Raw genomic sequence first — 23,196 nt, forward strand, 5'->3', positions numbered from 1 at the left:
TCAGGGGCTCGGCCGGGCGAGAGCCCCGGTCCCGGCCCGGTCGGGCCGGACCCCCGGCCGGAACCCCCGGCGGCGCCGCAGCCACGACCCCGGCCTCGGACCCCGCCGGAGGCCGTGGCTCAGGTCTCCGTCCGGTACATCAGGTCCGTCTCGTACGTCGTGAAGCCCAGGCGTTCGTACACCGACAGGGCCGCCTTGTTGTCCGCGTCGACGTACAGCATCGCCGTCGGCAGGCCCCGGGCCGCCAGGTGGCGCAGGCCGATCGTGGTGAGGGCGCGGCCCAGGCCGGTGCCCTGGGTGCCGGGGCGGACGCCCAGGACGTACACCTCGCCGAGCTGCTCCCGTGCGTGGATCTTGGTCCAGTGGAAGCCGACCAGTTCCCCCTCCCGTTCCGCCAGGAAGAAGCCCTCCGGGTCGAACCACGGCTCCGCCTTGCGGTCGTCGAGGTCGCGCTGGGTGAGGGAGCCCTGTTCGGGGTGGTGGGCGAACGCCTCCGCGTTGACGGCGAGCCAGGCCGCGTCGTCCTGCCCGGGCACGAACGTGCGCACCGTGACACCCTCCGGCAACGTCGGCTCCGGCGGGTCGAAGTCCGTCAACGAGCGGCGCAACTGGCGCAGTTCGCGGAACAGGGTCAAACCCAGCACCTGTGCGAGGTGCCGCGCCGCGGAGTGGCCGCCGTGCGCCCACACCCGCAGCCGCTTGCCGGAGGCCGCGAGGAGGGCGGAGCCCAGCGCCCGGCCGTGCCCGTGGCCGCGGTGCGCCGGGTGGACGACCAGCTCGGCGGCCGGCGCCTCCACCGGGTCGGTGTCCTCCAGCTGGGCGTATCCCACGAGCGTGCCGTCGACCGTCAGCAGAAGATGGGAGACGCCGTCCCGCTCGCCGCCGCGCAACTGCAGCCGCCCCTGTTCGGACACGGCCTGCTGCCCGTCGACCCGGGCGGCGTAGGCGAGGAGCGCCAGCACGGCGTCGGCCTGTTCGGGCGAGAGCGCGGTGACGGTCTCGAGGGAGCGGGTCGGGGCCGGGCGGGCGGTGTCGTCGCTGGTCATGGGTACGAGGGTACGGGGCGGAGGGAGGAAAGGGGAGGTAAAAGGCAACCCGCTCGTAACCCTGAACCCCCTTTTGCGCTACGCGCGTTGACCCTAAGCTGCGCGAATCACCGTCTTGGCGCGTTCTTTACACACCACAGGGGGGCACATGCCGCCGAACGTCCGGCACAGACGTCTTCACCGCATCCTCGCCGCCGCCGCGGGCCTGGCCACGGCCGGCACCCTTGTCGCCGCGCTCCCGGCCGGCGCCGACGGCAGCGGGCCCGGTCCGCAACACCCCGGCCGCTACCAGGACGTACAGCTGCTGTCCTTCAACGACCTGCACGGCAACCTGGAGCCGCCGGCCGGTTCCTCCGGACGGGTCACCGAGCACCAGGAGGACGGCACCACCAAGACCGTCGACGCGGGCGGCGTCGAGTACCTCGCCACGCACCTGCGCCAGGCCCGCACCGGCCACCCGTACTCCATCACCGCCGCCGCCGGCGACATGGTCGGCGCCTCGCCGCTGATCTCCGGCCTCTTCCACGACGAGCCCACCATCGACGCGCTCAACAAGCTCGACCTGGACGTCACCAGCGTCGGCAACCACGAGTTCGACGAGGGCGCCCGGGAACTGGCGCGGCTGCAGAACGGCGGCTGCCACCCGACGGACGGCTGCTACGACGACGGCGAGACGTTCCAGGGCGCCGACTTCCCGTACCTCGCCGCGAACGTGACGGACGAGAAGACAGGCAAGCCGCTCCTCAAGCCCTACTGGGTGTGGAAGAAGAACGGCGTCAAGGTCGGTTTCATCGGCGTCACCCTGGAGGGCACCCCGAACATCGTCTCCGCGGACGGTGTGAAGGGCCTGAAGTTCGGCGACGAGGCCGAGACGATCAACAAGTACGCCAAGGTGCTCCAGCGCCAGGGCGTCCAGTCGATCGTCGCCCTGATCCACGAGGGCGGGATGCCCGCGTCGAGCGCGTACGACTACGACTGCGACAGCCCGGGCGCGGGCGACGGCATCTCCGGCCCGATCGTCGACATCGCCAAGCGCGTCTCCCCGGCCGTGGACGCGCTGGTCACCGGTCACACCCATCAGGCGTACGTGTGCACGATCGACGACCCGGCGGGCCGGCCCCGCATGGTGACGTCGGCGGCGTCGTTCGGCCGGCTGTACACGGACACGACGCTGACGTACGACCGTGCGACCGGCGACATCGTCCGCACGGCCGTCACCTCCGCCAACCACGTGGTCACCCGGACCGTCGCCAAGGCGCCCGACATGACCGATCTGATCGTCAAGTGGAAGACGCGCTCCGCGCCCGTCGCCTCCCGGCCCATCGGCTACATCGCGGGCGAGATCGGCAACACCGGCACCGAGTCCCCGCTCGGCGACCTGATCGCGGACGCGCAGCTCGCCCACGCCAGGTCCCTGGACCCCGAGGCGGATCTCGCGCTGATGAACCCCGGCGGCATCCGCGCCCCGCTCACCTACGCGGCGAGCGGAGGCGAGGGCGACGGTGTGGTGACGTACGGGGAGGCGTACACGGTGCAGCCGTTCGCCAACACCGTCAACCTGGTGAACCTGACCGGGGCACAGTTGATCAGCGCGCTGCAGCAGCAGGTCAGCGGCGCGAACGAGGCGTCACCGAAGATCCTTCAGGTGTCCAAGGGGCTCACCTACACGCTGGACCTGACCAAGGCCGGGGCCGCGCGCGTGGTCGTGGACTCCGTCCGGCTGAACGGCGCGGCGATCGACCCCGCCGCCACCTACCGCGTCGCGATGAACTCCTTCCTCGCGGGCGGCGGCGACGGCTTCGCCGAGCTGGGCAAGGGCACGAACGTGCTCGTGGGCGGCGACGACCTGGCGGCCTTCGAGGCGTACCTGACGGCGAACTCGTCGGCCGCGTCGCCGTATCCGGTGCCTGCGGCGGACCGCATCACGGTGGTCAGGTAATCCTCGACCAACGAGGCGGGGCCCCGGATCGGTTTCCGAGGTCCCGCCTCGGCCGTTTCCCGGCGACGGGTCACACCGAACGGGGTGCAGCCGCCGAGCCGGTCCGTGGCCTCCTGGTCCGCCGCCTGGGCGTCGGTCGGGGGCGGCCGGAGCGGGCGCTGCTACGCGAGGGCCGGTTGTTCCTCGGGCGGCGGAAGGGGCGCACCCGGCAGCCGTACCGTCGCCACCGTCCCGCCGCTCTCCGCAGGCGTCAGGGACACCTCGCCGCCCGCCTGCTCCACCGTGCGGGCCACGATCGACAGGCCGAGACCCGAGCCGGGCAGGGCACGGGCGCTCGGGGAGCGCCAGAAGCGGTCGAAGACGTGCGGGAGTTCGTCGGCCGCGATCCCTGGGCCGTGGTCGCGTACGGTCAGGACGCCATCGGCGAGCTGGACCTCGATCGTGCCGCTCTCCGGGCTGAACTTCACGGCGTTGTCCAGGATGTTGACCACCGCCCGCTCCAACGCGGAAGGCTCCGAGCGGACGTACCACGGCTGGAGGTCCGCCGTGATCGTCAGCTCCGGACCGCGCAGCCTGGCCCGGCGCAGCGCCGACTCGACGACGTCCTGCCACGCCACCACCTGCGCCTTGCCCGCGTGCTGGCCGTTCGTGGGGCGCGACAGTTCCTGGAGGTCACCGATGAGCGAGGCCAACTCCGTCATCTGCGCCTTCACCGAGGCGAGCAGCGCCTTGCGGTCCTCCGGGGGCAGCGGGCGGCCCGTCTCCTCGCTGCGGGTGAGGAGTTCGATGTTGGTGCGCAGCGACGTGAGCGGGGTGCGCAGCTCGTGGCCCGCGTCCGCGATCAGCTGCTGTTGCAGTTCACGGGAGCTGGCCAGGGCCGACGTCATCGAGTTGAAGGAACGGGACAGACGGGCGATCTCGTCCTCGCTCTCCTCGTCCACCGGGATGCGGGTGGTGAGGTCCTCGGTGCGGGCGATGTGCTCGACGGCCTCGGTGAGCTTGTCGACGGGGCGCAGGCCCGCCCGGGCCACGGCGAGACCCGCGGCTCCGGCCCCCACGACACCGATGCCGGACACGACGAGGAGGACCAGGGCCAGGTCACCGAGGGTCTTCTGGGTGTCGGCGAGGGGGACCGCCACGAGCAGGGCGCTGTCGGAGAACAGCTGCATTCCGCCCGGACCCTCGCTCACCAGGGGCGCCGCGATCACCCGCACCGCGTTGCCCTTGCTGTCGGTGCCGTTGTGGATGATCCTCTTGTCCGGGTCCGGGTTCCTGGCGATCTCGAGATCGGTGCGGGTGACGTGGAGGAGGCCCGCGGACTGCTGGTAGACGCAGACCCTGCCGTCCGTGTTGATCACCTGCATGTAGTAGGTGTCGGGCTGCGGACCGCGGTCGTCCTGGGGATGGGGCGTGGTGGTGCAGTTGCTCAGGGTGTTCGTCAGGCCCACCATCTTGACCGGGCCGCTGGCGGACGTCAGCTGGTTGTCGACCTGCTGGTACAGCTTGCCCTGCACGATGAACCAGCAGGTGACCGACACCGCCGCCACCCCGAACGCCACCGCGGCCGCCACCAGCAGGGCCAGCCGTGAGCGCAGCGGGAGGGATCGGAACCGTTTGATCACTCGGCGCCGCCCTGCCGCAGGACATAGCCCACGCCCCGCACGGTGTGCACCAGGCGCGGCTCGCCGCCCGCCTCCGTCTTGCGGCGCAGGTACATGACGTACACGTCGAGCGAGTTCGACGACGGCTCGAAGTCGAAGCCCCAGACCGCCTTCAGGATCTGCTCGCGGGTCAGCACCTGGCGCGGGTGCGCCATGAACATCTCCAGGAGCGTGAACTCGGTACGGGTCAGCTCCACCGGGCGCCCGCCGCGCGTGACCTCGCGGGTGGCGAGGTCCATGCGCAGGTCGGCGAAGGTGAGGACGTCGTTGTCCTCGGCCGCGCCCGCCACGGCCGCCGCGTAGTGGCTGCGGCGCAGCAGGGCGCGGATACGGGCGAACAACTCGTCCAGCTCGAACGGCTTGACCAGGTAGTCGTCGGCCCCGGCGTCCAGGCCGGTGACACGGTCGCCGACCGTGTCGCGGGCCGTCAGCATCAGGATGGGAGTGGTGTCGCCCGCGCCCCGGATCCGGCGGGCGGCGGTCAGGCCGTCCATGCGCGGCATCTGGATGTCGAGGACCAAGAGGTCCGGCTTGTACGCGGTCGCCTTCTCCAGCGCGTCGGCACCGTCCACGGCCACCTCGGTGGCATAGCCCTCGAAGGCGAGGCTGCGCTGGAGTGCTTCACGCACGGCCGGCTCGTCGTCGACGATCAGGATGCGCTGGGGTTCACGGTCGCCTTCGGCGGGGCTCATGGGTGTGGAGTTCCTCGAGGTGCGATGGGCGGGCTGAACGCATTCAGCGTCGCACGATTCGGGTCGGGGACGGAAAGAGTCGTCGGGCGGGCCGGAAGACCGCCTGTGCCCGGGGGCGTGGTCGCCCGGGGCCAGGTGGCGCATCCCGGCGCTACGGGGTGCCTCCCCAAGCTTGGAGGGACGACTGCCCGCAGCCACGCGGCCCTCGGTCAGCCCATCACCGCGGTCAGCCGGTTCAGCGGAACCTTGCGGCGGTGCGGGCGGGCGGTGGTGGCGCGGCGGAGGCCCATCAGCTGCGGGACCGCCACCTGCGGGACCACGACCTCGGGGGCGCGCTCGGCTCGAGGGCGGGTCCGCGGCCGGGGCTGAGGCCGGGACTGGGGCCGGGTCCGCACCCGGCGCCGCATCGGGGCGTGGAGCTCGTTCGCCACGGCCAGGGCCAGCAGGACTCCGCCGGGCTCGGTGGCACCGGTGACCTCGTGCACAGCCATCGTGATCATGTCGTACTCCTTACCACTCGCCCGGCGGGGCGCCCGCTCAGCTCTGGGAGCCGGAGCGCAGCGTCGCCAGGTCGGACTTCACGGTGTTGATCGGGATGGCGAAGCCCAGGCCGACGCTGCCGGCGCTCGACGAGGTCGAGTCCGAACTGGCCGAGTACATCGCCGAGTTGATGCCGATGACGTTGCCGTTCATGTCGATGAGGGCGCCACCGGAGTTGCCCGGGTTGAGGGAGGCGTCCGTCTGGATCGCCTTGTACGTCGTCGTGGACGAACCCGTGTTGCCGTTGAACTGCCGGCCGCCGAACGCGAACGGCCACTGGCCGCCGCCCTGCTGCTGGTTCTCGTCGGTCGGCACGGTGACGTCACGGTTCAGTGCGGAGATGATGCCGCTGGTGACCGTGTCGCTCAGCCCCTCGGGGGAGCCGATGGCGACGACCTGGTCGCCGACCTGGAGGCCGTCGGAGTTGCCGAGCGTGGCGGCCTTCAGCCCGGAGGCGCCCTGCAGCTTGAGCAGCGCCAGGTCCTTCTTGCTGTCGGTGCCCACGACCTGCGCGGTGTACGACTTGCCGTCGCTCGTCGTCACCTTGATCGAGGAGGCACCGGAGATGACATGGTTGTTGGTGATGATCTGGCCGTCGCTGGTGATGATCACGCCGGACCCGGTCGACTCACCGGCGTTCGAGGTGGCGTTGATCTCCACGATGCTCGGGTTGACCGCGGCGACCACTCCGGCGATCGTGCCCTTGGCGCTGGACGGCACCACGTTGGTGCTGGTCGAGCTGGAGGAGACGGCCGTGTCCTTGCCGGTCAGCTCCTGTATCCCGTACGCCGTGCCGCCGCCTATCGCCGCGGCGACGATCGCCACGGCGGCGAGGAGCGCGAACGGACCCTTGGCGCGCCGCTGCGGCGCGGGCTGGGCCGGGACGGCGGCCAGGACGGCCGTGCCGTCGTCGCCGCCGTAGCCGTCATGACCGCCGCCGGCCGCGACCGCCGGCTGCGCCGGCTCGTACGCCGGAGGGGGCGGCCACTCCGGGTTCACGGGGGAGGAGGTGTGCTGCTGCTGCTCGGGGTACGCGGACTGGGGTCCGTGCCCCTGGGGGTACTCGTACTCGCCGCTGCGGCGGAAGCTCTCGGTCATGCAATAGAGAGTGTCCCCCGATCATGAGAGCCACCTGAGTCCCCGCTGAGAAGCCCGACAGAACCGTGTATGCCCGATATAAGGCCGCCTCTGGGCCGTGACGGAGACCCGGCTCTCACGACTCCGAATGGGTTCCCCGGGACCGCGAGGGGACCTACTCACACCCGCAGGAACGGCGCACGACCAGCCGCGAGGGGAAGAGCTTCAACCGCTCCCGCCGCGACCCCGCCACCCGAAGCCCGTCGTCGAGCACCAGATCGACGGCCGCGCGGGCCATGCCCGAACGGTCCGTGGCGACCGTGGTGAGCGGCGGGTCCGTCAGCGCCGCCTCCTTCACGTCGTCGAACCCGGCCACCGCCAGCTCCCCGGGCACGTCGATCCGCAGCTCGCGGGCCGCCCGCAGCACGCCGATCGCCTGGTCGTCGGTGGAGCAGAAGATCGCCGGGGGGCGGTGCGGCCCGGACAGCAACTCCAGGGCGACGTTGTACGCGTCGTACCGGTTGTACGGCGCCTCGAACAGGCGGCCCTCCGTCGGGATGCCGGCCTCCTGCATCGCGCGCCGCCAGCCCTCGACGTGGTCGGAGACGGGGTCGCCGACCGCCGGGGTCTCGGCGGTACCGCCCATACAGGCCACGTACTCGTAACCGTGTTCGAGGAGGTGCCGCACGGCGAGCTGGGCGCCCCCCAGGTCGTCCGTGACGACGGCGACGTCGTCGATCGCCTCGGGCCGCTCGTGCAGCAGGACGACCCGGGCGTCCCAGGCGTCGATCTCCGCGGCGGCGTGGTCGTTGAGCGCGTGGCTGACCAGGATCAGCCCGGAGACGCGCATGCCGAGGAAAGCCCGCAGATAGTGGACCTCGCGCTCGGCCACGTAGTCGGTGTTGCCGACGAGCACCATCTTTCCGCGCTCGGCGGCGGCCTGCTCGACCGCGTGCGTCATCTCCCCGAAGAAGGGCTGGCGCGCGTCCGGCACGATCATGCCTATGAGGTCCGTGCGCCGCGACGCCATGGCCTGGGCGACCCGGTCGGGCCGGTATCCCAGTTCCTTGATCGCGGCGAGGACGCGCTCGCGCGTGGCCGGGGCGACCGGCCGGGGTCCGTTGTTGATGACATAGCTGACGACGGCGGTGGATGTCCCCGCCAGCCGCGCCACATCGTCCCGAGTCACCTTGGCCACGCGCGGAGTCTACGCGGATGGACCGCCTCTGGGCAGGGCTTTCGGAGTTCTATGCCCCACCTGTGACCTGGCCCGTGGCGTGCGTCTCCTCCGCGGTGACGTCCGCCTATGCCTCGGCCGTGACCTCGGCCCCGGACACCGGCTCCGACTCGTCCGTGTCGTCCGCCTTCGGCCGGGCCGCCTTGGCCTTCGCCTCCTCGGCGGCGCGCTCGACCTTCTCCGGGGTGACGAAGCGGTAGCCCACGTTGCGGACGGTGCCGATCAGCGACTCGTGCTCCGGCCCCAGCTTGGCGCGCAGCCGTCGTACGTGGACGTCGACCGTGCGCGTGCCGCCGAAGTAGTCGTAGCCCCAGACCTCCTGCAGCAGCTGGGCACGGGTGAAGACCCGGCCGGGGTGCTGCGCGAGGTACTTCAGGAGCTCGAACTCCTTGAAGGTGAGGTCCAGGACGCGGCCCTTGAGCTTGGCCGAGTAGGTCGCCTCGTCCACGGAGAGGTCGCCGTTGCGGATCTCCATCGGCGAGTCGTCGTTGACGATCTGCTGGCGGCCCATGGCCAGGCGGAGGCGGGCCTCCACCTCGGCGGGGCCGGCGGTGTCGAGGAGCACGTCGTCGATGCCCCAGTCGGCGGTGACGGCCGCGAGACCGCCCTCGGTGACGACCAGGAGCAGCGGACAGCCGGGCCCGGTGGAGCGCAGCAGCTGGCACAGGCTGCGCACCTGCGGCAGGTCACGTCGCCCGTCGACCAGGATGACGTCGGCACCCGGGGTGTCGACGAGAGCGGGGCCTTCCGCCGGAGCGACCCGCACGTTGTGCAGGAGCAGGCCGAGAGCGGGAAGCACCTCCGTCGACGGCTGAAGGGCGTTGGTCAGGAGCAGCAGAGAACTCATACGTCTGGTTCCTCCTCGGTCCCTGCGAGGACGTTTGGCGGGGCGGCACTGCTCTGCGCATCCCGGGGCCCGTACACCTGCGGTTTCCCGCTTCGTATACAACGCTTCCGAAAGCACAAAAGGACCCGGGGGCTACGCTGCCCGAGTCCTCTACCCAGCAGAATAGCCCACATGAGCACTGGTACGGCAGGTGGAACGGCACGATCCACGGTTCGTCCGCACTCCGAGACGGCGCGTCGCGGGCCCGTGCGGACGTTTCTCCGCACGCTCGACGGGGTGACGATCGACGCCGCATACGATCCGGGACCCGTTGTATACGACGCCGGGCGTCCATCTTCCGGACACCTGGACGATCTCGCGATCGTCGTGGCCCACGGCTTCACGGGTGATCTTCAGCGGCCGCATGTACGCCGGGTGGCGGGCGTCCTCAGGCAGTACGGCGCGGTGGTGACGTTCTCCTTCCGGGGCCACGGGGCGTCCGGCGGGCGGTCCACGGTCGGCGACCGGGAAGTGCACGATCTGGCGGCCGCCGTGCGGTGGGCGCGGGAGCTGGGGCACCCGCGCGTGGCCACCGTCGGCTTCTCGATGGGCGGCTCGGTGGTGCTGCGGCACGCCGCAGCGCACGAGGAGGGCGCGGACACCGACGCGGTGGTGTCCGTGTCCGCGCCCGCCCGCTGGTACTACCGGGGCACGGCCCCCATGCGGCGGCTGCACTGGCTGGTGACCCGCCCCGAGGGCCGTCTGCTGGGCCGCTACGGCCTGCGCACCCGCATCCACCACCGCGACTGGGACCCGGTGCCGGCCTCACCGGTCGAGTCCGTCCCCCTGATCGCGCCGACCCCGCTGCTGATCGTGCACGGCGACCAGGACGGCTACTTCCCCGTCGACCACCCCCGCATGCTGGCCGAGGCCGCCCCCGACCACGCGGAACTGTGGCTGGAGCCCGGCATGGGCCACGCCGAGCACGCCAGCGACGACGCCCTGGTGACCCGCATCGGGGAGTGGGTGGCCGCGCAGGCGGGCTAGCCTGAGCGGTGTTCACCACGACCGAGTCGAGGAAGCAGATGGCAAAGGGCACGGTGCGCTACTGGGCCGCCGCCAAGGCGGCCGCCGGGGTCGCGGAGGAGCCGTACGACGCGACGACGCTCGCGGAGGCGCTCGACGCGGCGCGCGCGAGGCACCCCGGCGAGCTGGTGCGCGTCCTGAAGCGCTGCTCCTTCCTGGTCGACGGTGACCCCGTCGGGACCCGTGAGCACGAGACGGTACGGCTGGCCGAGGGCGGCACGGTCGAGGTGCTCCCGCCGTTCGCAGGAGGATGAGCGATGAGCAACCAGCCGTACGAGGGACACGAGGGGCAGCAGGGGTACGCGGTCCCCGGCTACGGGGGCCATGACGCCCATCAGGCCCACCAGGCCCACCACCCCCACCGCAGCCACGACGGGTACCGGCAACAGGGTTGGTACGACCCGAACGGCGCCGCCTACCCGCAGCAGCATCAGCAAGGGCAGCAGCAGCCGTACGGGGCCGCACAGCCGTTGCCGCCGGAGGCGCACGCGCAGGCGTACGAGCCGCACGGTCACGCGGCGCCCGGCGTCGCCGCCACGACGACCGCCACCTCCGAGCCCGAGCCGCCCGTCGTCGATCCGTCCTCCCTCCCCGCCAACCAGCGGGCCCGGCTCGAGGGCCGTTCGCCGATCATCGAGCCCGGGCTGCAGCCGGCCGCGCTCACCGCGGTACTGGGGGTGCTGCTGGCCGGGGCCGCGGCCGTGGGGACGTACGCACTCGTCGTACCGCTCGTGGTCCTGCAGGCCGTCACGGCGGCCGGATGGTTCCGGCTGAACGGCATGTGGCCGGCCCGGCAGGGCATCGCGCTGGCGTTCCTGGGCGCGGTCACCGCGGACGCGGCGCTGCTGGTGGCGGGCCGGGAGCAGGCACCGGCGGCGATCCTGGGCACGCTCGGCGTCTGGGTCCTGCTGTCCCTCGTCCTCCAGCTCAGGTCGCACGCCGACCCGGACACACGGATGTACGGCCTGATGGCGACGGTCGCCTCGGCCGCGCTGTCGATCGTCGCGGCCGGGCACCTGGGGGCCGTACCCGACGCGGTCACGGTGGGCGCGATCGCGGTCGCCGTGGCGGTCCTGGCCCGCGCGCTGCCGCTACCGACGACGGCGTCGGTGGTGGTGGCCCTGCTGGCGGCGTCGGGCGCGGGCATCGCGGTGGGCGGCGCGACGGGTTTCGGCACCTCGGGTGCGTCGGGCGCGTTCCTCGGGCTGGGCGCGGGCGTCTGCGGGCTGGTCGGCCACCGGGTGGCGAGCTACGACTACCCCTCCCGCTTCGTCCACTTCACGGCGGGCGTGGCACTGCCGCTGACGGCGGCGGCACCGGTGATCTACGTACTGGGCCGGGCGCTGGGCTGAGCGGGCAGGCCCCGCCCCGCGTGTCACAGCTGATCGACAATCCCCCGTTTCCCCTTCCCCCGGCGGGTACTGTCACGCAGGACGGCCACCGGTCGTCGGGACCGCCGTGACGACCGCCGACGTGGGGACAACCGAGCATGCGCGCACTGCGAATACTGCTGATCCTCGTGGTGATCCTGGGCGGCCTCTTCGTGATCGCGGACCGCGTCGCGGTCCACTTCGCGCAGAACGAGGCGGCCGACAAGCTCAGGACCGCCGAGAACCTGGCCACCACCCCGGACGTCTCCATCAAGGGCTTCCCCTTCCTCACCCAGGTCCTCTCCGGAGAGCTGGACGACGTCGAGGTCGGCATCAAGGACTACGAGGCGACCACCGGCAACGGCTCCGAGAAGATCCGCATCGCCGGCCTGAACGCGTCGATGAAGGACGTGACGTTCTCCGGCGACTACAGCTCCGCCACCGCGGCCACCGCCACCGGAACAGCGCTCGTCACCTACGACGAGCTGCTGAAGACCGCCACGGCACAGCCCACCGATGTCGCCCCCGGCATCACCGCCCGGGTGATCGGCCTGTCCGACGGCGGCAACGGGAAGATCAAGGTCGCGGTGAAGGTCGAGGCGCCCGCCCTCGGCATCAACCTCCCGAACCCTGTCTACGTGCTCAGCTCGGTCACCGCCCAGGGCAACACGGTCAGGGTGCACGCCGACGACCTGCCCAAGCTCGCCGGCATGGAGGTCGCCGGCTCCCGGATCCGCACCATCACCGACTTCCAGCAGCGCATCGACCGGCTCCCCGGCGGCATCCAGCTGGACAAGGTCGAGGCGGCGAAGGACGGTGTGGAGATCACGGTCAAGGGTTCGGACGTCCGGCTCGCCGGGTAGGACGACCCAGGCGGCCGGCCGCGGGGCGGACTCCGGACGCGGGCCGAGGCAGGCCGAACCGGGCTGTGCCAGGCCGGGCGCAGGGTTTGTCCGATGGGCGAGACGGCCCCGTCCGTACCGTAGATGGCGCGACGGGGCGGCGTGTCGGGGAGTCGGGCGCCGACCGGTCCCCGCCGCCTGTCATCTCGCATCGCGGACGATCGCATCTCAGCATGCGACACACCGGTGACACGCCCCGCGCCCGGTCCCTACGATCGACCCCATGCAGCGACAGGCGGATCTCACGAAGCGGCGGGCAGTAGACCTGTGCCGCGTCGCCGCCATGCTCTGTCGCACTTCCTGAGCGGGAGAGACCACTCCCGTATCCCGGCCCTGGCTCCTGACACAGGGCCACTCGTGCGCCGCGTACGCCCCGCGACACCGCGTACCCGCACCCCTTCTGACTCGCAATGCCCCGCCGCAACTGCCCCGGAGGAGAAAGAGCATGAGCCGCAGCGACGTCCTGGTAGACGCCGACTGGGTCGAGCAGCACCTGGACGACCCCAAGGTCGTCGTCGTCGAGGTCGACGAGGACACCACGGCGTACGAGAAGAACCACATCAAGAACGCTGTCCGCATCGACTGGAAGCAGGACCTCCAGGACCCGGTCCGCCGCGACTTCGTCAACCAGGAGCAGTTCGAGACGCTTCTGTCGGAGAAGGGCATCGCCAACGACGACACGGTCGTCCTCTACGGCGGCAACAACAACTGGTTCGCGGCCTACGCCTACTGGTACTTCAAGCTCTACGGCCACGAGGACGTCCGTCTCCTCGACGGCGGCCGCAAGAAGTGGGAGCTGGACGCCCGCGAGCTGGTCGACGGCACCGAGGTGCCCGAGCGCGCGAAGACCGAGTACAAGGCCAAGCCGCAGGACGCCTCGATCCGTGCCTTCCGCGACGAGGTCGTCGACGCGATCGGCACCAAGAACCTGGTCGACGTCCGCTCGCCCGACGAGTTCTCCGGCAAGCTGCTCGCCCCGGCGCACCTGCCGCAGGAGCAGTCGCAGCGCCCGGGCCACGTCCCGAGCGCCAAGAACATCCCCTGGTCGAAGTCGGCCAACGACGACGGCACCTTCAAGTCCGACGAGGAGTTGAAGGAGCTGTACCAGGCCGAGGGCGTGGACCTGGCCAAGGACACCATCGCCTACTGCCGCATCGGTGAGCGCTCCGCGCACACCTGGTTCGTGCTGCACGAGCTGCTCGGCCAGGAGAACGTCAAGAACTACGACGGTTCCTGGACGGAGTACGGCTCCCTGGTGGGCGTGCCGATCGAGCTCGGCGCCGGTAAGTAAGACCGACCTTTCAGAAAAGACGGAGAAGCACATGTGTGGAGCGAAGGCCGGCGGCCCCGACGCCTCGACGATCAAGCCCGGTGAGACCACCATCCAGGGCCAGGTGACCCGCAACGGCGAGCCCGTGACCGGGTACGTGCGCCTCCTGGACTCGACCGGCGAGTTCACCGCCGAGGTCCCCACCTCGGCGACCGGACAGTTCCGCTTCTATGCGGCCGAGGGCACCTGGACCGTGCGTGCCCTGGTGCCGGGTGGCACCGCGGACCGTACCGTCGTCGCCCAGAAGGGCGGCCTCGCGGAGGTCGCGATCGCGGTCTGAGCGGTACCGCGCATGGCTGAAGGGCCGCACCCACGGGTTGGACACCTCGGGTGCGGTCCTTCCGCATGTCCGCGGGGCATAGTGAAGGTATGTACGCACGACGACGCCACGTGTACTTCGCCATGATGGGCACCTGTCTGGCGCTGTTCGTCCTGGCCTGGGGAGTCGTGCGCATCTGGTCGGTTCCGGCGGCGGTGGGCATGTGCGTGGTGGCGATGGTGATCCCTCCCCTGGCCGCGATGGTGGCCAACCGCCGGGGTCCCGAGGACCGCTGGTGGGACGACCCGTCCGGGGACCCGCAGTCCGACGAGTGGTGGGACGAGCTGGACGGCAAGAAGCGGCGATAGACCTGCGGTGGCCCGGCGTCCCCGGCTCAGGCCCGGGCGCCGCCGTCCACCCGTAGGACCGTGCCGGTCACGAAGGAGGAGCGGTCGCTGAGGAGCCAGGCGGCGGCCTGCGCGATCTCCTGCGGGTCGGCCGCGCGGCGCAGCGGGGTGTGCGCCGTGAGCCGCTCCCGCAGACCGGGTGACTCCTTCTCCCAGGTGCGTATCATCTCGGTCGCCGTGTGGCCGGGGGCGATGGCGTTGACGCGGATGCCTTCCGGGCCGTACGTGACGGCGGCCGACTCCGTGAGGCTGTTGACCGCCCGTTTCATCGCGCCGTAGGCGGGCAGCTCGGGGTTGCCCCTCAGACTGCCGACGGATGAGTTGTTGACGATGGCGCCCGTCCCGGCGGTGGTCCGGATGGCGGCGATCTCGGCGACCATGGCCAGCCAGACGCCCTTGAGGTTCACGTCGTAGATGCGGTCGAAGTCGGCCTCCGGCATCTGGTCCATCGGGCCGGGCCGCTGGATCGTCGCGCCGTTGTTGAAGGCGATGTCGAGCCGGCCGTACAGGTTCACGGCGCGGTCCACGGCGGCGCGCACGCCGGGCGCGTCGGCCAGGTCGCACACCACGTACTCGGCGGTGCCGCCCGCCGCCCGGATCTCGTCGGCCACCGTCTTCAGCTGGTCCTCCGTCCGGGCCGCGAGAAGCACCCGGGCGCCCTCGCGGGCGAAGAGCCGGGCCGCGGCGGCTCCGATGCCACGTCCGGCACCCGTGATGAAGGCGACCTTGCCGGCCAGCAGACCCAGGGCGGCAGGGGCGGTGGTCGTGTCGGTGATGGCTGTGTCGTCCATGGGAACGAGCCTGCGCCCGTCCGCGAAGCCCAGCCAGGCACCGCCGGTACCTGGCTGGGCCGGCCTACGTCCGCACACACTGGGGATGTGGACCGAGAAGAACTGGCGAAGTTCCTGCGCAGCCGACGCGAGCGGATCACCCCTGCCGAGGTCGGGCTGCCCGCCGGCTCCCGCCGCCGCACGCCGGGCCTGCGCCGCGAGGAGGTGGCGCAGCTGGCGTTCGTCTCGACCGAGTACTACACGCGGCTGGAGCAGGCCAGGGCGCCGCATCCGTCGCAGGAGGTGCTGGCCGGACTGGCTCGTGCCCTGCGTCTGTCGGACGCCGAGCGGGACCATCTGCATCACCTCGCCGGTGCGCCCCGGCTCCCGGCTGCAGGTCCCTCGCGCGAGGTACGGCAGAGCATCCTCGACCTGCTGCACCGACTTCCGCAGGCCGCGGCGACCGTGACGTCCGCGACGTTCGAGGTACTCGCCTGGAACGATCTGGCGGCAGCCCTGATGGAGGACTTCTCCGCCCTGCCGCGACGCGACCGCAATCTCGTGCGCCGTGTCTTCCTCGGGCCGCACACACAGGGCCGGCGGCTGTACGGAGTGTCGGACGCGGACGCGTTCGCCCGCAGCTCGACGCGGCGACTGCGCGCCGCCGCCGCCCGCTACCCCGACGATCCGGAGGTGGCCGAGCTGGTGGCCGAACTCCTCGACGGAAGCGAGGAGTTCACCCGACTGTGGGAGTCCCACGACGTGTCCGCCGAGACGACCCTGCGCAAGACGTTCCAGCACCCGCTGGTCGGCCCGGTCACCGTCAACTGCGACGTCCTGGACATCACCGACCGCGACCAGCAGGTCGTGATCTACACCGCGGTCCCGGGCTCGCCCTCCGAGGAGGCGCTACGGCTGCTATCGGTCATCGGCACACAGCGCATGGACGCGACCGGGCCCTGGCCCTAGTACAGGCCCTGGCCTAGTAGACGAGCGCCTGCGTGTCGTCCGCGAGTGATTCCTGGACGAAGACCTGTGCCCCCGCGATCCGGACGCCCTCGATGACGTCCTTCTCCGTGATCTCGCGGCGGGCCGCGCACTGCGTGCACAGCGTGATCCGGCCGGCCGCCATGATCGACTCGATCAGGTCGGGCAGGGGCGCGGCGTGCGGCAGTTCGAACTCGGCGGCCCGGCCCGGCAGCGCGAACCACGACGACTCGCCGGTCAGCCAGAGCGAGACGTCGACACCGCTGGCGACGGCGACCGCCGCCACTGTGAACGCCTGAGAGCAGCGCTCGGGCGCATCGGCCCCCGCCGTCACCTTGATCACGAGCTTCTTTGCCATGCCGAAAGCGTAGTCCCGGCCGTCACGTCGTCTCGGCCCGCAGCGCGTCCAGGCCCGGGCGCAGCCGGGGCTCGTCCGCGACGGAGGCCGTCTTCTCGGTGAAGTGGTCCACGGCCGCACACACGTCCTTCTGCATGGGCTCGCCGCCGTGCAGACGGCTCACCCGGACCATGACGCGCAGCGCGGTCGTGCCATCGCAAGTCCCCCCTGTCCCCGACCACCCTGGGGCTTCAATACCCGTCTCCAGGGGGAGCGTTGCGCATTGTCAGGCGTGTGTACGGAAGAGGGCGACGACGGCCACGACGAGGGCCACGACGCCGAGCGCGGTGAGGACGCCGCTCCAGAAGGCGCCGTCGGGTCGGACACGGCGGCGGGTACGGGTGCGGACGCGTGCGGGAGGGGGTGCTTGCGGCGGCTTGGGCCAGTGAGCGGGCGAGAAGGGGGGCAGTGCGAAGGCCGGGTACTCCTGCGCGTGGGCGGGCCGCTGCCGGTCGGTCATGGGCGGTGCTCCGTTCGCTGGTGCTGGCGCAGCAGCACGTTGGCGTCGGTCTCGGCACTGCGGTCGTGCACCGCCAGTGCGGCCTCCCGCAGGCCGGCCAGCTCCTCGCACGTGGCACAGCCCCGGACCGGCAGGGGAGGGCGGCTGGTGTCGTCGGCGGTCCGGGCGCGCTCGTTCGCCGCCCGCACCCCGGCGCTCAGCCGCTCCCGCTGGGTGGCAGGACGGAGGGCGGCGGGGTCCGCCTGCCACTCCCGGCCGCCGCCGACCGGGCGCAGCATCGCGTACGGCCCTGATCTGGTCTGGTACTCACCCACCTTGTGCGTGCCCGGGTCGTAGACGAGCGCTCCGCGTTCCAGGGCCGTCATCGGTCCCTCCCTTTCCACAACTTCTGCGCGCAGCGCGACACCTGAACTACGCTGCGTGTTCGGACGCTACGAGCATGGCCCCCGAACAGGGCCGAAACGCCGTGGACGAGGTCTGCTTCTCCGTCTGGCGGCGCTTTTTCCACACCTTCCACGGCTCTTGTACGAAGGAGCGCGATGCCGCCTCGACGGGTCATCACGGGACGCAGCCAGGAGCCGAGGAAGCGGTTCGCGGAGGAGTTACGGCTGCTGCGGACGGAGCGGGGTCTGAGCCTGCGGGAGTTGGCGAAGGCGGTCGGCTGGGACCCCTCCCAGTTCGGAAAGATGGAGAGCGGCCAGACACTGGGCGGCCCGGAGGTCGTACAGGCGCTGGACCAGTTCTACGGGACACCGGGGCTGCTGCTGGCGTTGTGGGAGCTGGCGGTGGGGGATCCGTCGCAGTTCAAGGAGCAGTACCGGCGGTACATGATGTTGGAGGCGGAGGCGGTGAGCCTGTGGCAGTACTCGGTGAGCAGGCCACCGGGACTGCTTCAGACCGCCGGCTACGCGCGTGAGGCGCTCGCGGCGGGAGGGCTGAGGGGCGAAGAGCTTGATCAGCAGGTTGAAGCCCGCATCGGGCGGCGGAAGGTGCTGGAGGGCGACGACGCACCACCGTTTCGCGTTCTTCTCTCTGAAGCGGTACTGAGAAACTCACCGCGCGACACTCGGGCGTGGAAGGAGCAACTGGAGCACCTGGCGGAGGCTTCGGAGCGTCCGAACGTCACCCTTCACGTGTTGCCCTTCGGCACTGGCCTGCACGGCTTGGACAGCACCGACGTGATGTTCCTGCGGCTGCTCGACGGCCGTACGGTGGCGTACGCGGAGAACGACGTACGAGGCGAACTCGTGGAAGAAACAGGCAAGGTTGAGCGCCTGCACCGCACCTATGATTCCGTACGTGACGTGGCTCTGGGGCCTGCTGAGTCGCGGAAGTTCATCCTGCGGATGTTGGAGGAAGTGCCGTGCGAGCCATCGACCTGAGCAGTGCGACGTGGCGCAAGAGCAGCTACAGCAACTCCGACGGAGGCAACTGCGTCGAGATCGCCCCCGACCTCCCCTCCGTCGTCCCCGTCCGCGACAGCAAGGACCCCTCCCGCGGCACCCTCGTCTTCGAGGCCGCCGCCTGGGCCCGTTTCATCGACGAGGTCAAGCGGACCTGACAAAGAGGCTCGGGACCCACCCGACTAGAGTGGGAGTCGGCCCTGTGTACGTGTACCGCGCTCATCCGAGGAGCACCCCGTGGAGATCTTCTTCGAAACCCTGCTGGTCCTGGTCTGCGTCGGCGTGCTCGCCTTCGCCGGGCTGACCGTGAAGAAGCTGTTCCAGGGCCAGCGCTGACCCGTACGCCACCCACGACGAAAAGCTGCTCATGATCGAGATCCCGTCCGACCTCCACAAGGACCTCGTCCCGCTCGCCTTCCTGCTCGGGAACTGGACCGGCGCGGGTGTGCACGACTTCCCCGGCTCCGAGAAGTGCAACTTCGGGCAGGAGGTGTCCTTCACCCACGACGGCCGGGACTTCCTGGAGTACCACTCGCACACCTGGGTGCTGGACGGCGACGGGAACAAGGTCAGGCCGCTGGAGTCGGAGTCCGGCTACTGGCGGATCGACGCGGACCGCAAGGTCGAGGTGACCATGGTCCGCAACGACGGCGTCGTCGAGGTCTGGTACGGCGAGCTGGCGCACCAGAAGCCGCAGATCGACCTGGCGACGGACGCGGTGGCCCGTACGGCGGCCTCGGGCCCGTACACCGGTGGCAAGCGCCTGTACGGCTACGTCAACAGCGACCTGATGTGGGTCGGCGAGAAGCAGACCCCGGAGGTCGAGCTGCGCCCGTACATGTCGGCCCACCTGAAGAAGGTCGTCACCCCGGAGGACGTCGAGCGCTGGGCGAAGGCCCTCCCGGACGACCTCCCGGACGACGGGATCGCGTTCTTCAAGTGATCCGGCCCTCTCCGTTCCGGACGATGTCGCCGACATGAACGCACTCGTGCGGTGTAGCGGCACGGAACTGGATTAAGCCGTTCCGCCCGAAGCGGGGAAGTTTTGGAGCCCGCCGGGCTTCCCCTCCAGCCGGCTGCCTGCCGTCTCGGCTTGATGTCCGAGGGCGACGAGTTCGGTGGCGACACGCCCCGCCTCCGCCGCTGCGCCGACGGGGAGGCCGGCGGTCAGGTACTCCCCGCCCGGGCGGTGGTCGCTTCCCGTCACTCACGGACCGGCCTCCGCCTCCACGTGGAGCCTCCGGATCTCGGCGACCCCGTCCGCCGGATTCCCTCGTACCGGCGCTGACGACAGGACTGACAGCTCCTCGCTCTTGTGATGTCCACAACAGAATGAGGATCTTGATGCCGGCGGGGCGGAGCAGGCTTATCGTATGCGTGTGCTGATCTCAACTGCCCACTGACCAGGGCTGGTTGGCGTCAGTCATCGCTGTAGGCGATCCAACGCTTTCACGTTGAACGGGGTTGACCTTGAAAGCTTCTCGTAAGTCCGTGCTGCTCGTCACCGCCGCCGTGGCCATGACCGCCGGGGCCGTCATCGCGCCCGCTGCGTCGGCAGGCGCGGCAGACCTCCAGCACGCGAAGTCCGGCATGGCCGTCATCCGCCTCAACTCGTCCATGCAGGCGGGCGGTGAGACTCACACCAAGGACGTCGGTGGTGGTTCCTGGACCTATGGCTGGGAGCTGACGACCGGCGGCAAGCGCTGCTTCTCTTACTACTTCCACGGCTCGAAGATGCACCACGCCACGGCGAAGATAGCCAACGCTGAGAACAAGGCCTACGCCTTCGCCAAGCAGACGGCCAAGGCCAGCACAACCGCAGGCGCCGCGTACACCTGCTACACGTACTGGAGCGTCGACGAGTAGGCCTTCCGGCCGCGCCCCGAGCCGGGGCGGAGCTGAGGGAGTCCGCGAAGCCACGCCTGGGCCTCGTCCTGGAGGCAGCCGGGCGGCTTCGCGGACACTCCCGGGATCTGCCGGCCCTTCGCCTCCGCATCCCCTTCGCGAGTGAGCGCGGGGAAGCTGCCGTGCTGCTCGCTCCGCCGGGGGGCACTGTTCTGGTAACGGGACCCGGCACCACATCCACAGGTCGCCCAGCGCCTCACGTCCCGGCGGCCTGACCGGTCGGGTGGAGCGAGCGGCGGGCCGTGAACCCGCGACGGCGACCGCCCTAGACTGGCGCAGAGGCCAGTTCCCAGACGCCTGGTTACCGGAAAGGGCTCTCTCGAACCTCGTGTTCTCCCCACGCTCCCGCATCCTGACACCTGCCGCCGCGTTGGCGGCCGGTGCGGCGCTCGGATCCCTCACCCGCCTTCTTGAGACGAACGCCTCCACGGCAGGCCGTGCCGTGTATCTCGTCGTGAACGAGGCTTGGCCCTGGTCGGCCCTGGCTTTCTGTGTCGGCCTCGCCTGCGCATCCAGGGTCGCCTCCGCCGCCCTGGCCGCGGCGTCCCTGGTCGCGGCTGTCGTCGCCTACTACGCGGTGGACGCGCACACCACCTGGGGCGGAGTCCTGTCGGCCACGCTCGCATGGGGCGCAGTCGCTCTGGTGGCCGGGCCGATTCTCGGGCTGCTCGGGAATCTGGCACGCATGCGTGGGCTTCGCGGTCTCACCTTCCGCCTGGTGATCCCGCTGCTGGCTGTCGTGGAGACATCGGCGCGGCTCCAAGCCGAGGTCTCGGTGCAGGGGCCGGTCGGTGAGACGGCGTGGACGATCACCCGCCTCGCCGCGGTAGCTGCCTGTCTTGCCCTGGCCGCGTACACGGTTCTGATCAACCGGCGGCACCGCGGTCGGCCCAGTGATGGACAAGGGTGACAAGCCGGACATCTCTCCTTCCTTGGACCTCAGCCCGGAGAAGGTCGTCAGAGAAGGTCGTCAGCCGCGTGCGAGCGATCCGGGCGTCCTAGACTGGACGCCGTGGTGAGCACCGACTGGAAGAGCGATCTGCGGCAGCGCGGCTACCGGCTGACCCCGCAGCGGCAACTCGTGCTCGAAGCCGTGGACACACTGGAGCACGCGACCCCCGACGACATCCTCGGCGAGGTGAGGAAGACGGCGTCGGGGGTCAACATTTCCACCGTCTACCGGACCCTGGAACTCCTGGAGGGGCTGGGGCTGGTCAGCCACGCACACCTCGGGCACGGAGCGCCGACGTACCACCTGGCGGACCGGCACCACCACATCCACCTGGTCTGCCGAGAGTGCCAGAACGTGATCGAGGCGGACGTCGCGGTGGCGTCCGAGTTCACGGCCAAGCTGCGCGAGACGTTCGGTTTCGACACGGACATGAAGCACTTCGCGATCTTCGGCCGGTGCAAGGACTGTTCGCTCAAGAGTTCAACTACCCCGTCGTAGGCTTGAGACCATGAAGAGTCCCCTGCTGTCCCTGCCCGGCGCCGTCCCCGCCGAGGGCGTGGACGAAGGCGTCGCCGCCCACTACGGCGATCTGTTCCGCGAGCAGCGTGCCCTTGCCGACGGCTCCGGATTCGTGGACCTCTCGCACCGCGGTGTCGTCACCGTGAGCGGCGAGGACCGGCTGAGCTGGCTGCACCTGCTGCTCACCCAGCACGTCAGCGAACTGCCCCCGCACCGGGCCACCGAGTCACTGATCCTCTCCGCGCACGGCCACATCGAGCACGCGCTGTACCTGGTCGACGACGGCGAGACGGTCTGGGCGCACGTCGAGCCCGGCACCCAGGGCGCGCTGACGGCGTACCTGGAGTCGATGAAGTTCTTCTACCGCGTCGAAGTCGCCGACCGGACGGACGACTTCGCGGTGGTGCACCTGCCGGCCGGTTCGATCGCCGAGGCGCCCGAGGGAGTGCTGGTCCGCGAGACGCCGTACGGCCGTGACCTGTTCCTGCCGCGCGCGGACCTGGAGTCGTACGCGGAGAAGAACGGCCCCGCGGCCGGCATCCTCGCCTACGAGGCGCTGCGCGTGGAGCAGCACCGCCCGCGCCTGGGCTTCGAGACCGACCACCGCACCATTCCGCACGAGCTGGGCTGGATCGGCACCGCCGTCCACCTCCAGAAGGGCTGCTACCGCGGCCAGGAGACGGTCGCCCGTGTCCAGAACCTGGGCAAGCCGCCGCGCCGCCTGGTCTTCCTCCACCTCGACGGCAGCGAGGTCCACCTGCCGCCGCACGGCACGGAGCTCCGCCTCGCGGACGACGGCCCCGACGGCCGCAAGATCGGCTTCGTGACGACGTCGGTACGCCACCACGAACTGGGCCCGGTCGCCCTGGCCCTGGTCAAACGGAACGTCCCGGTGGACGCGAGGCTCCTGGCCGGAGAGACGGCGGCCGCACAGGAGGTCGTGGTCGAGCCGTAGCCGGCCGCCCCTCCCCCGCGAGCCCGGCTTGATCCGAACGAGAGGACCTAGATCTCGAGCAGCACCGTGAACGGCCCGTCGTTCGTCAGCGACACCCGCATCGCCGCCCCGAACCGCCCCGTCGCCACCGTCGCCCCCAGCGCCCGCAGCTGCGCGACCACCTCGTCGACCAGAGGCTCGGCGACATCGCCGGGGGCAGCCGCGTTCCAGGTCGGCCGGCGCCCCTTGCGGGCGTCGCCGTACAGCGTGAACTGGCTGATCACCAGCAGCGGCGCGTCGATGTCGGAGCAGGACCTCTCGTCGTGCAGCATGCGGATCGACCACAGCTTGCGGGCGAGCTGGGCCGCCTTCTCCTTGGTGTCGTCGTGCGTCACGCCGACGAGCACGCACAGCCCCTCGCCGCTGATCTCGCCGACCGTCTCGCCGTCCACGACGACGCTCGCGCCGTCGACTCTCTGCACCACCGCACGCATGAG

Annotated in this window: 30 protein-coding genes; 17 read left to right on the plus strand and 13 right to left on the minus strand. The window is 70.8% G+C overall.

Annotation, left to right across the window (positions count from 1 at the left end; genetic code table 11):
- Positions 1–119: 119 nt before the first annotated feature.
- Positions 120–1,046, minus strand: coding sequence for a mycothiol synthase (mshD, locus tag C3488_RS31665; protein ID WP_103844320.1), 927 nt, complete (start codon positions 1,044–1,046; stop codon positions 120–122).
- Positions 1,047–1,194: 148 nt separating this feature from the next.
- Here mshD and C3488_RS31670 point away from each other — a divergent pair, with 148 nt between their 5' ends.
- The gene (locus C3488_RS31670) at positions 1,195–2,985 is read left to right on the plus strand and encodes a bifunctional UDP-sugar hydrolase/5'-nucleotidase (RefSeq protein ID WP_103844321.1); all 1,791 of its coding nucleotides are present in this window, start codon (positions 1,195–1,197) and stop codon (positions 2,983–2,985) included.
- A 161-nt stretch (positions 2,986–3,146) separates the two neighbouring features.
- Here the strand turns inward: C3488_RS31670 and C3488_RS31675 are convergent, their stop codons facing one another.
- From C3488_RS31675 to C3488_RS31700, 6 genes are all read right to left on the minus strand, one after another.
- The gene (locus tag C3488_RS31675) at positions 3,147–4,607 is read right to left on the minus strand and encodes a cell wall metabolism sensor histidine kinase WalK (RefSeq protein WP_103844322.1); all 1,461 of its coding nucleotides are present in this window, start codon (positions 4,605–4,607) and stop codon (positions 3,147–3,149) included.
- Positions 4,604–5,338: a response regulator transcription factor gene (locus C3488_RS31680; RefSeq protein WP_103844323.1), complete on the minus strand. Its 735-nt coding sequence runs from the start codon at positions 5,336–5,338 to the stop codon at positions 4,604–4,606. Before C3488_RS31680 ends, C3488_RS31675 begins: the two co-directional genes overlap by 4 nt.
- 209 nt (positions 5,339–5,547) lie before the next feature.
- Positions 5,548–5,838: a hypothetical protein gene (locus C3488_RS31685; protein ID WP_181139279.1), complete on the minus strand. Its 291-nt coding sequence runs from the start codon at positions 5,836–5,838 to the stop codon at positions 5,548–5,550.
- A 37-nt stretch (positions 5,839–5,875) separates the two neighbouring features.
- Positions 5,876–6,976, minus strand: a complete 1,101-nt coding sequence (locus C3488_RS31690; RefSeq protein ID WP_103844324.1) for a S1C family serine protease — start codon at positions 6,974–6,976, stop codon at positions 5,876–5,878.
- 154 nt (positions 6,977–7,130) lie between these two features.
- Complete coding sequence (locus C3488_RS31695) at positions 7,131–8,153, minus strand: LacI family DNA-binding transcriptional regulator (RefSeq protein ID WP_103844325.1); 1,023 nt, start codon at positions 8,151–8,153, stop codon at positions 7,131–7,133.
- 106 nt (positions 8,154–8,259) lie between these two features.
- Entirely contained in the window at positions 8,260–9,039 is a 780-nt protein-coding gene (locus C3488_RS31700; RefSeq protein WP_103844326.1) for a response regulator transcription factor, read from the minus strand.
- Positions 9,040–9,210: 171 nt separating this feature from the next.
- Between C3488_RS31700 and C3488_RS31705 the strand changes: the two genes are divergently transcribed.
- The 8 genes from C3488_RS31705 (at position 9,211) to C3488_RS31735 (ending at position 14,333) form a co-directional block, all read left to right on the plus strand.
- On the plus strand, positions 9,211–10,065 hold the full coding sequence (locus C3488_RS31705; RefSeq protein WP_103844327.1) for an alpha/beta hydrolase: 855 nt from the start codon (positions 9,211–9,213) through the stop codon (positions 10,063–10,065).
- Between the two features lie 38 nt (positions 10,066–10,103).
- Entirely contained in the window at positions 10,104–10,358 is a 255-nt protein-coding gene (locus C3488_RS31710) for a MoaD/ThiS family protein (RefSeq protein ID WP_103844354.1), read from the plus strand.
- Between the two features lie 3 nt (positions 10,359–10,361).
- The gene (locus C3488_RS31715) at positions 10,362–11,456 is read left to right on the plus strand and encodes a hypothetical protein (protein WP_103844328.1); all 1,095 of its coding nucleotides are present in this window, start codon (positions 10,362–10,364) and stop codon (positions 11,454–11,456) included.
- 137 nt (positions 11,457–11,593) lie between these two features.
- Complete coding sequence (locus tag C3488_RS31720; protein ID WP_103844329.1) at positions 11,594–12,337, plus strand: DUF2993 domain-containing protein; 744 nt, start codon at positions 11,594–11,596, stop codon at positions 12,335–12,337.
- 262 nt (positions 12,338–12,599) lie between these two features.
- A complete protein-coding gene (locus C3488_RS42770; RefSeq protein ID WP_355139345.1) occupies positions 12,600–12,680 on the plus strand; it encodes a putative leader peptide in 81 nt (26 codons plus the stop codon).
- Between the two features lie 141 nt (positions 12,681–12,821).
- Complete coding sequence (locus C3488_RS31725) at positions 12,822–13,667, plus strand: sulfurtransferase (RefSeq protein WP_103844330.1); 846 nt, start codon at positions 12,822–12,824, stop codon at positions 13,665–13,667.
- 31 nt (positions 13,668–13,698) lie between these two features.
- Positions 13,699–13,986 carry a DUF1416 domain-containing protein gene (locus C3488_RS31730; RefSeq protein WP_103844331.1) on the plus strand — a complete coding sequence of 96 codons (288 nt, stop codon included), beginning with the start codon at positions 13,699–13,701 and terminating at the stop codon, positions 13,984–13,986.
- Positions 13,987–14,075: 89 nt separating this feature from the next.
- Entirely contained in the window at positions 14,076–14,333 is a 258-nt protein-coding gene (locus C3488_RS31735) for a DUF3099 domain-containing protein (protein ID WP_103844332.1), read from the plus strand.
- 26 nt (positions 14,334–14,359) lie between these two features.
- Here C3488_RS31735 and C3488_RS31740 read toward each other — a convergent pair whose 3' ends face one another.
- On the minus strand, positions 14,360–15,163 hold the full coding sequence (locus tag C3488_RS31740; protein ID WP_103844333.1) for an SDR family NAD(P)-dependent oxidoreductase: 804 nt from the start codon (positions 15,161–15,163) through the stop codon (positions 14,360–14,362).
- Positions 15,164–15,250: 87 nt separating this feature from the next.
- Between C3488_RS31740 and C3488_RS31745 the strand changes: the two genes are divergently transcribed.
- The gene (locus C3488_RS31745) at positions 15,251–16,111 is read left to right on the plus strand and encodes a helix-turn-helix transcriptional regulator (protein ID WP_103844334.1); all 861 of its coding nucleotides are present in this window, start codon (positions 15,251–15,253) and stop codon (positions 16,109–16,111) included.
- A gap of 13 nt (positions 16,112–16,124) precedes the next feature.
- On the opposite strand, the gene C3488_RS31750 is transcribed toward C3488_RS31745, so the two are convergent.
- From C3488_RS31750 to C3488_RS31760, 4 genes are all read right to left on the minus strand, one after another.
- Positions 16,125–16,487, minus strand: coding sequence for a DsrE family protein (locus tag C3488_RS31750; RefSeq protein ID WP_103844335.1), 363 nt, complete (start codon positions 16,485–16,487; stop codon positions 16,125–16,127).
- Between the two features lie 22 nt (positions 16,488–16,509).
- Positions 16,510–16,650, minus strand: coding sequence for a hypothetical protein (locus tag C3488_RS40870; RefSeq protein WP_181139280.1), 141 nt, complete (start codon positions 16,648–16,650; stop codon positions 16,510–16,512).
- A 102-nt stretch (positions 16,651–16,752) separates the two neighbouring features.
- Positions 16,753–16,986: a hypothetical protein gene (locus C3488_RS31755; protein ID WP_103844336.1), complete on the minus strand. Its 234-nt coding sequence runs from the start codon at positions 16,984–16,986 to the stop codon at positions 16,753–16,755.
- Entirely contained in the window at positions 16,983–17,351 is a 369-nt protein-coding gene (locus C3488_RS31760; protein ID WP_103844337.1) for a hypothetical protein, read from the minus strand. Before C3488_RS31760 ends, C3488_RS31755 begins: the two co-directional genes overlap by 4 nt.
- A 174-nt stretch (positions 17,352–17,525) precedes the next feature.
- On the opposite strand from C3488_RS31760, the gene C3488_RS31765 reads away from it, so the two are divergent.
- The 7 genes from C3488_RS31765 to C3488_RS31805 all read left to right on the plus strand — a co-directional run bounded on the left by C3488_RS31765 (position 17,526) and on the right by C3488_RS31805 (position 22,720).
- The gene (locus tag C3488_RS31765; RefSeq protein ID WP_103844338.1) at positions 17,526–18,368 is read left to right on the plus strand and encodes a helix-turn-helix transcriptional regulator; all 843 of its coding nucleotides are present in this window, start codon (positions 17,526–17,528) and stop codon (positions 18,366–18,368) included.
- Entirely contained in the window at positions 18,350–18,547 is a 198-nt protein-coding gene (locus tag C3488_RS31770) for a DUF397 domain-containing protein (protein WP_103844339.1), read from the plus strand. The genes C3488_RS31765 and C3488_RS31770 overlap by 19 nt, the downstream gene beginning before the upstream one ends.
- Positions 18,548–18,756: 209 nt before the next feature.
- A complete protein-coding gene (locus C3488_RS31780; protein WP_103844340.1) occupies positions 18,757–19,332 on the plus strand; it encodes an FABP family protein in 576 nt (191 codons plus the stop codon).
- A 548-nt stretch (positions 19,333–19,880) separates the two neighbouring features.
- On the plus strand, positions 19,881–20,255 hold the full coding sequence (locus C3488_RS31790) for a lactococcin 972 family bacteriocin (RefSeq protein WP_103844342.1): 375 nt from the start codon (positions 19,881–19,883) through the stop codon (positions 20,253–20,255).
- 367 nt (positions 20,256–20,622) lie between these two features.
- Complete coding sequence (locus tag C3488_RS31795) at positions 20,623–21,204, plus strand: DUF6518 family protein (RefSeq protein WP_103844343.1); 582 nt, start codon at positions 20,623–20,625, stop codon at positions 21,202–21,204.
- Between the two features lie 102 nt (positions 21,205–21,306).
- Positions 21,307–21,744 (plus strand): Fur family transcriptional regulator, encoded by a 438-nt coding sequence (locus C3488_RS31800; RefSeq protein ID WP_103844344.1) that lies wholly within the window; start codon positions 21,307–21,309, stop codon positions 21,742–21,744.
- A gap of 10 nt (positions 21,745–21,754) precedes the next feature.
- Positions 21,755–22,720 carry a folate-binding protein YgfZ gene (locus C3488_RS31805; protein WP_103844345.1) on the plus strand — a complete coding sequence of 322 codons (966 nt, stop codon included), beginning with the start codon at positions 21,755–21,757 and terminating at the stop codon, positions 22,718–22,720.
- Positions 22,721–22,767: 47 nt separating this feature from the next.
- Here the strand turns inward: C3488_RS31805 and dtd are convergent, their stop codons facing one another.
- On the minus strand, positions 22,768–23,193 hold the full coding sequence (gene dtd, locus C3488_RS31810) for a D-aminoacyl-tRNA deacylase (protein ID WP_103844355.1): 426 nt from the start codon (positions 23,191–23,193) through the stop codon (positions 22,768–22,770).
- Positions 23,194–23,196: the final 3 nt, after the last annotated feature.

Origin of the sequence: Streptomyces sp. Ru72, assembly GCF_002920635.1 — a bacterium.
GTDB lineage: Bacteria > Actinomycetota > Actinomycetes > Streptomycetales > Streptomycetaceae > Streptomyces.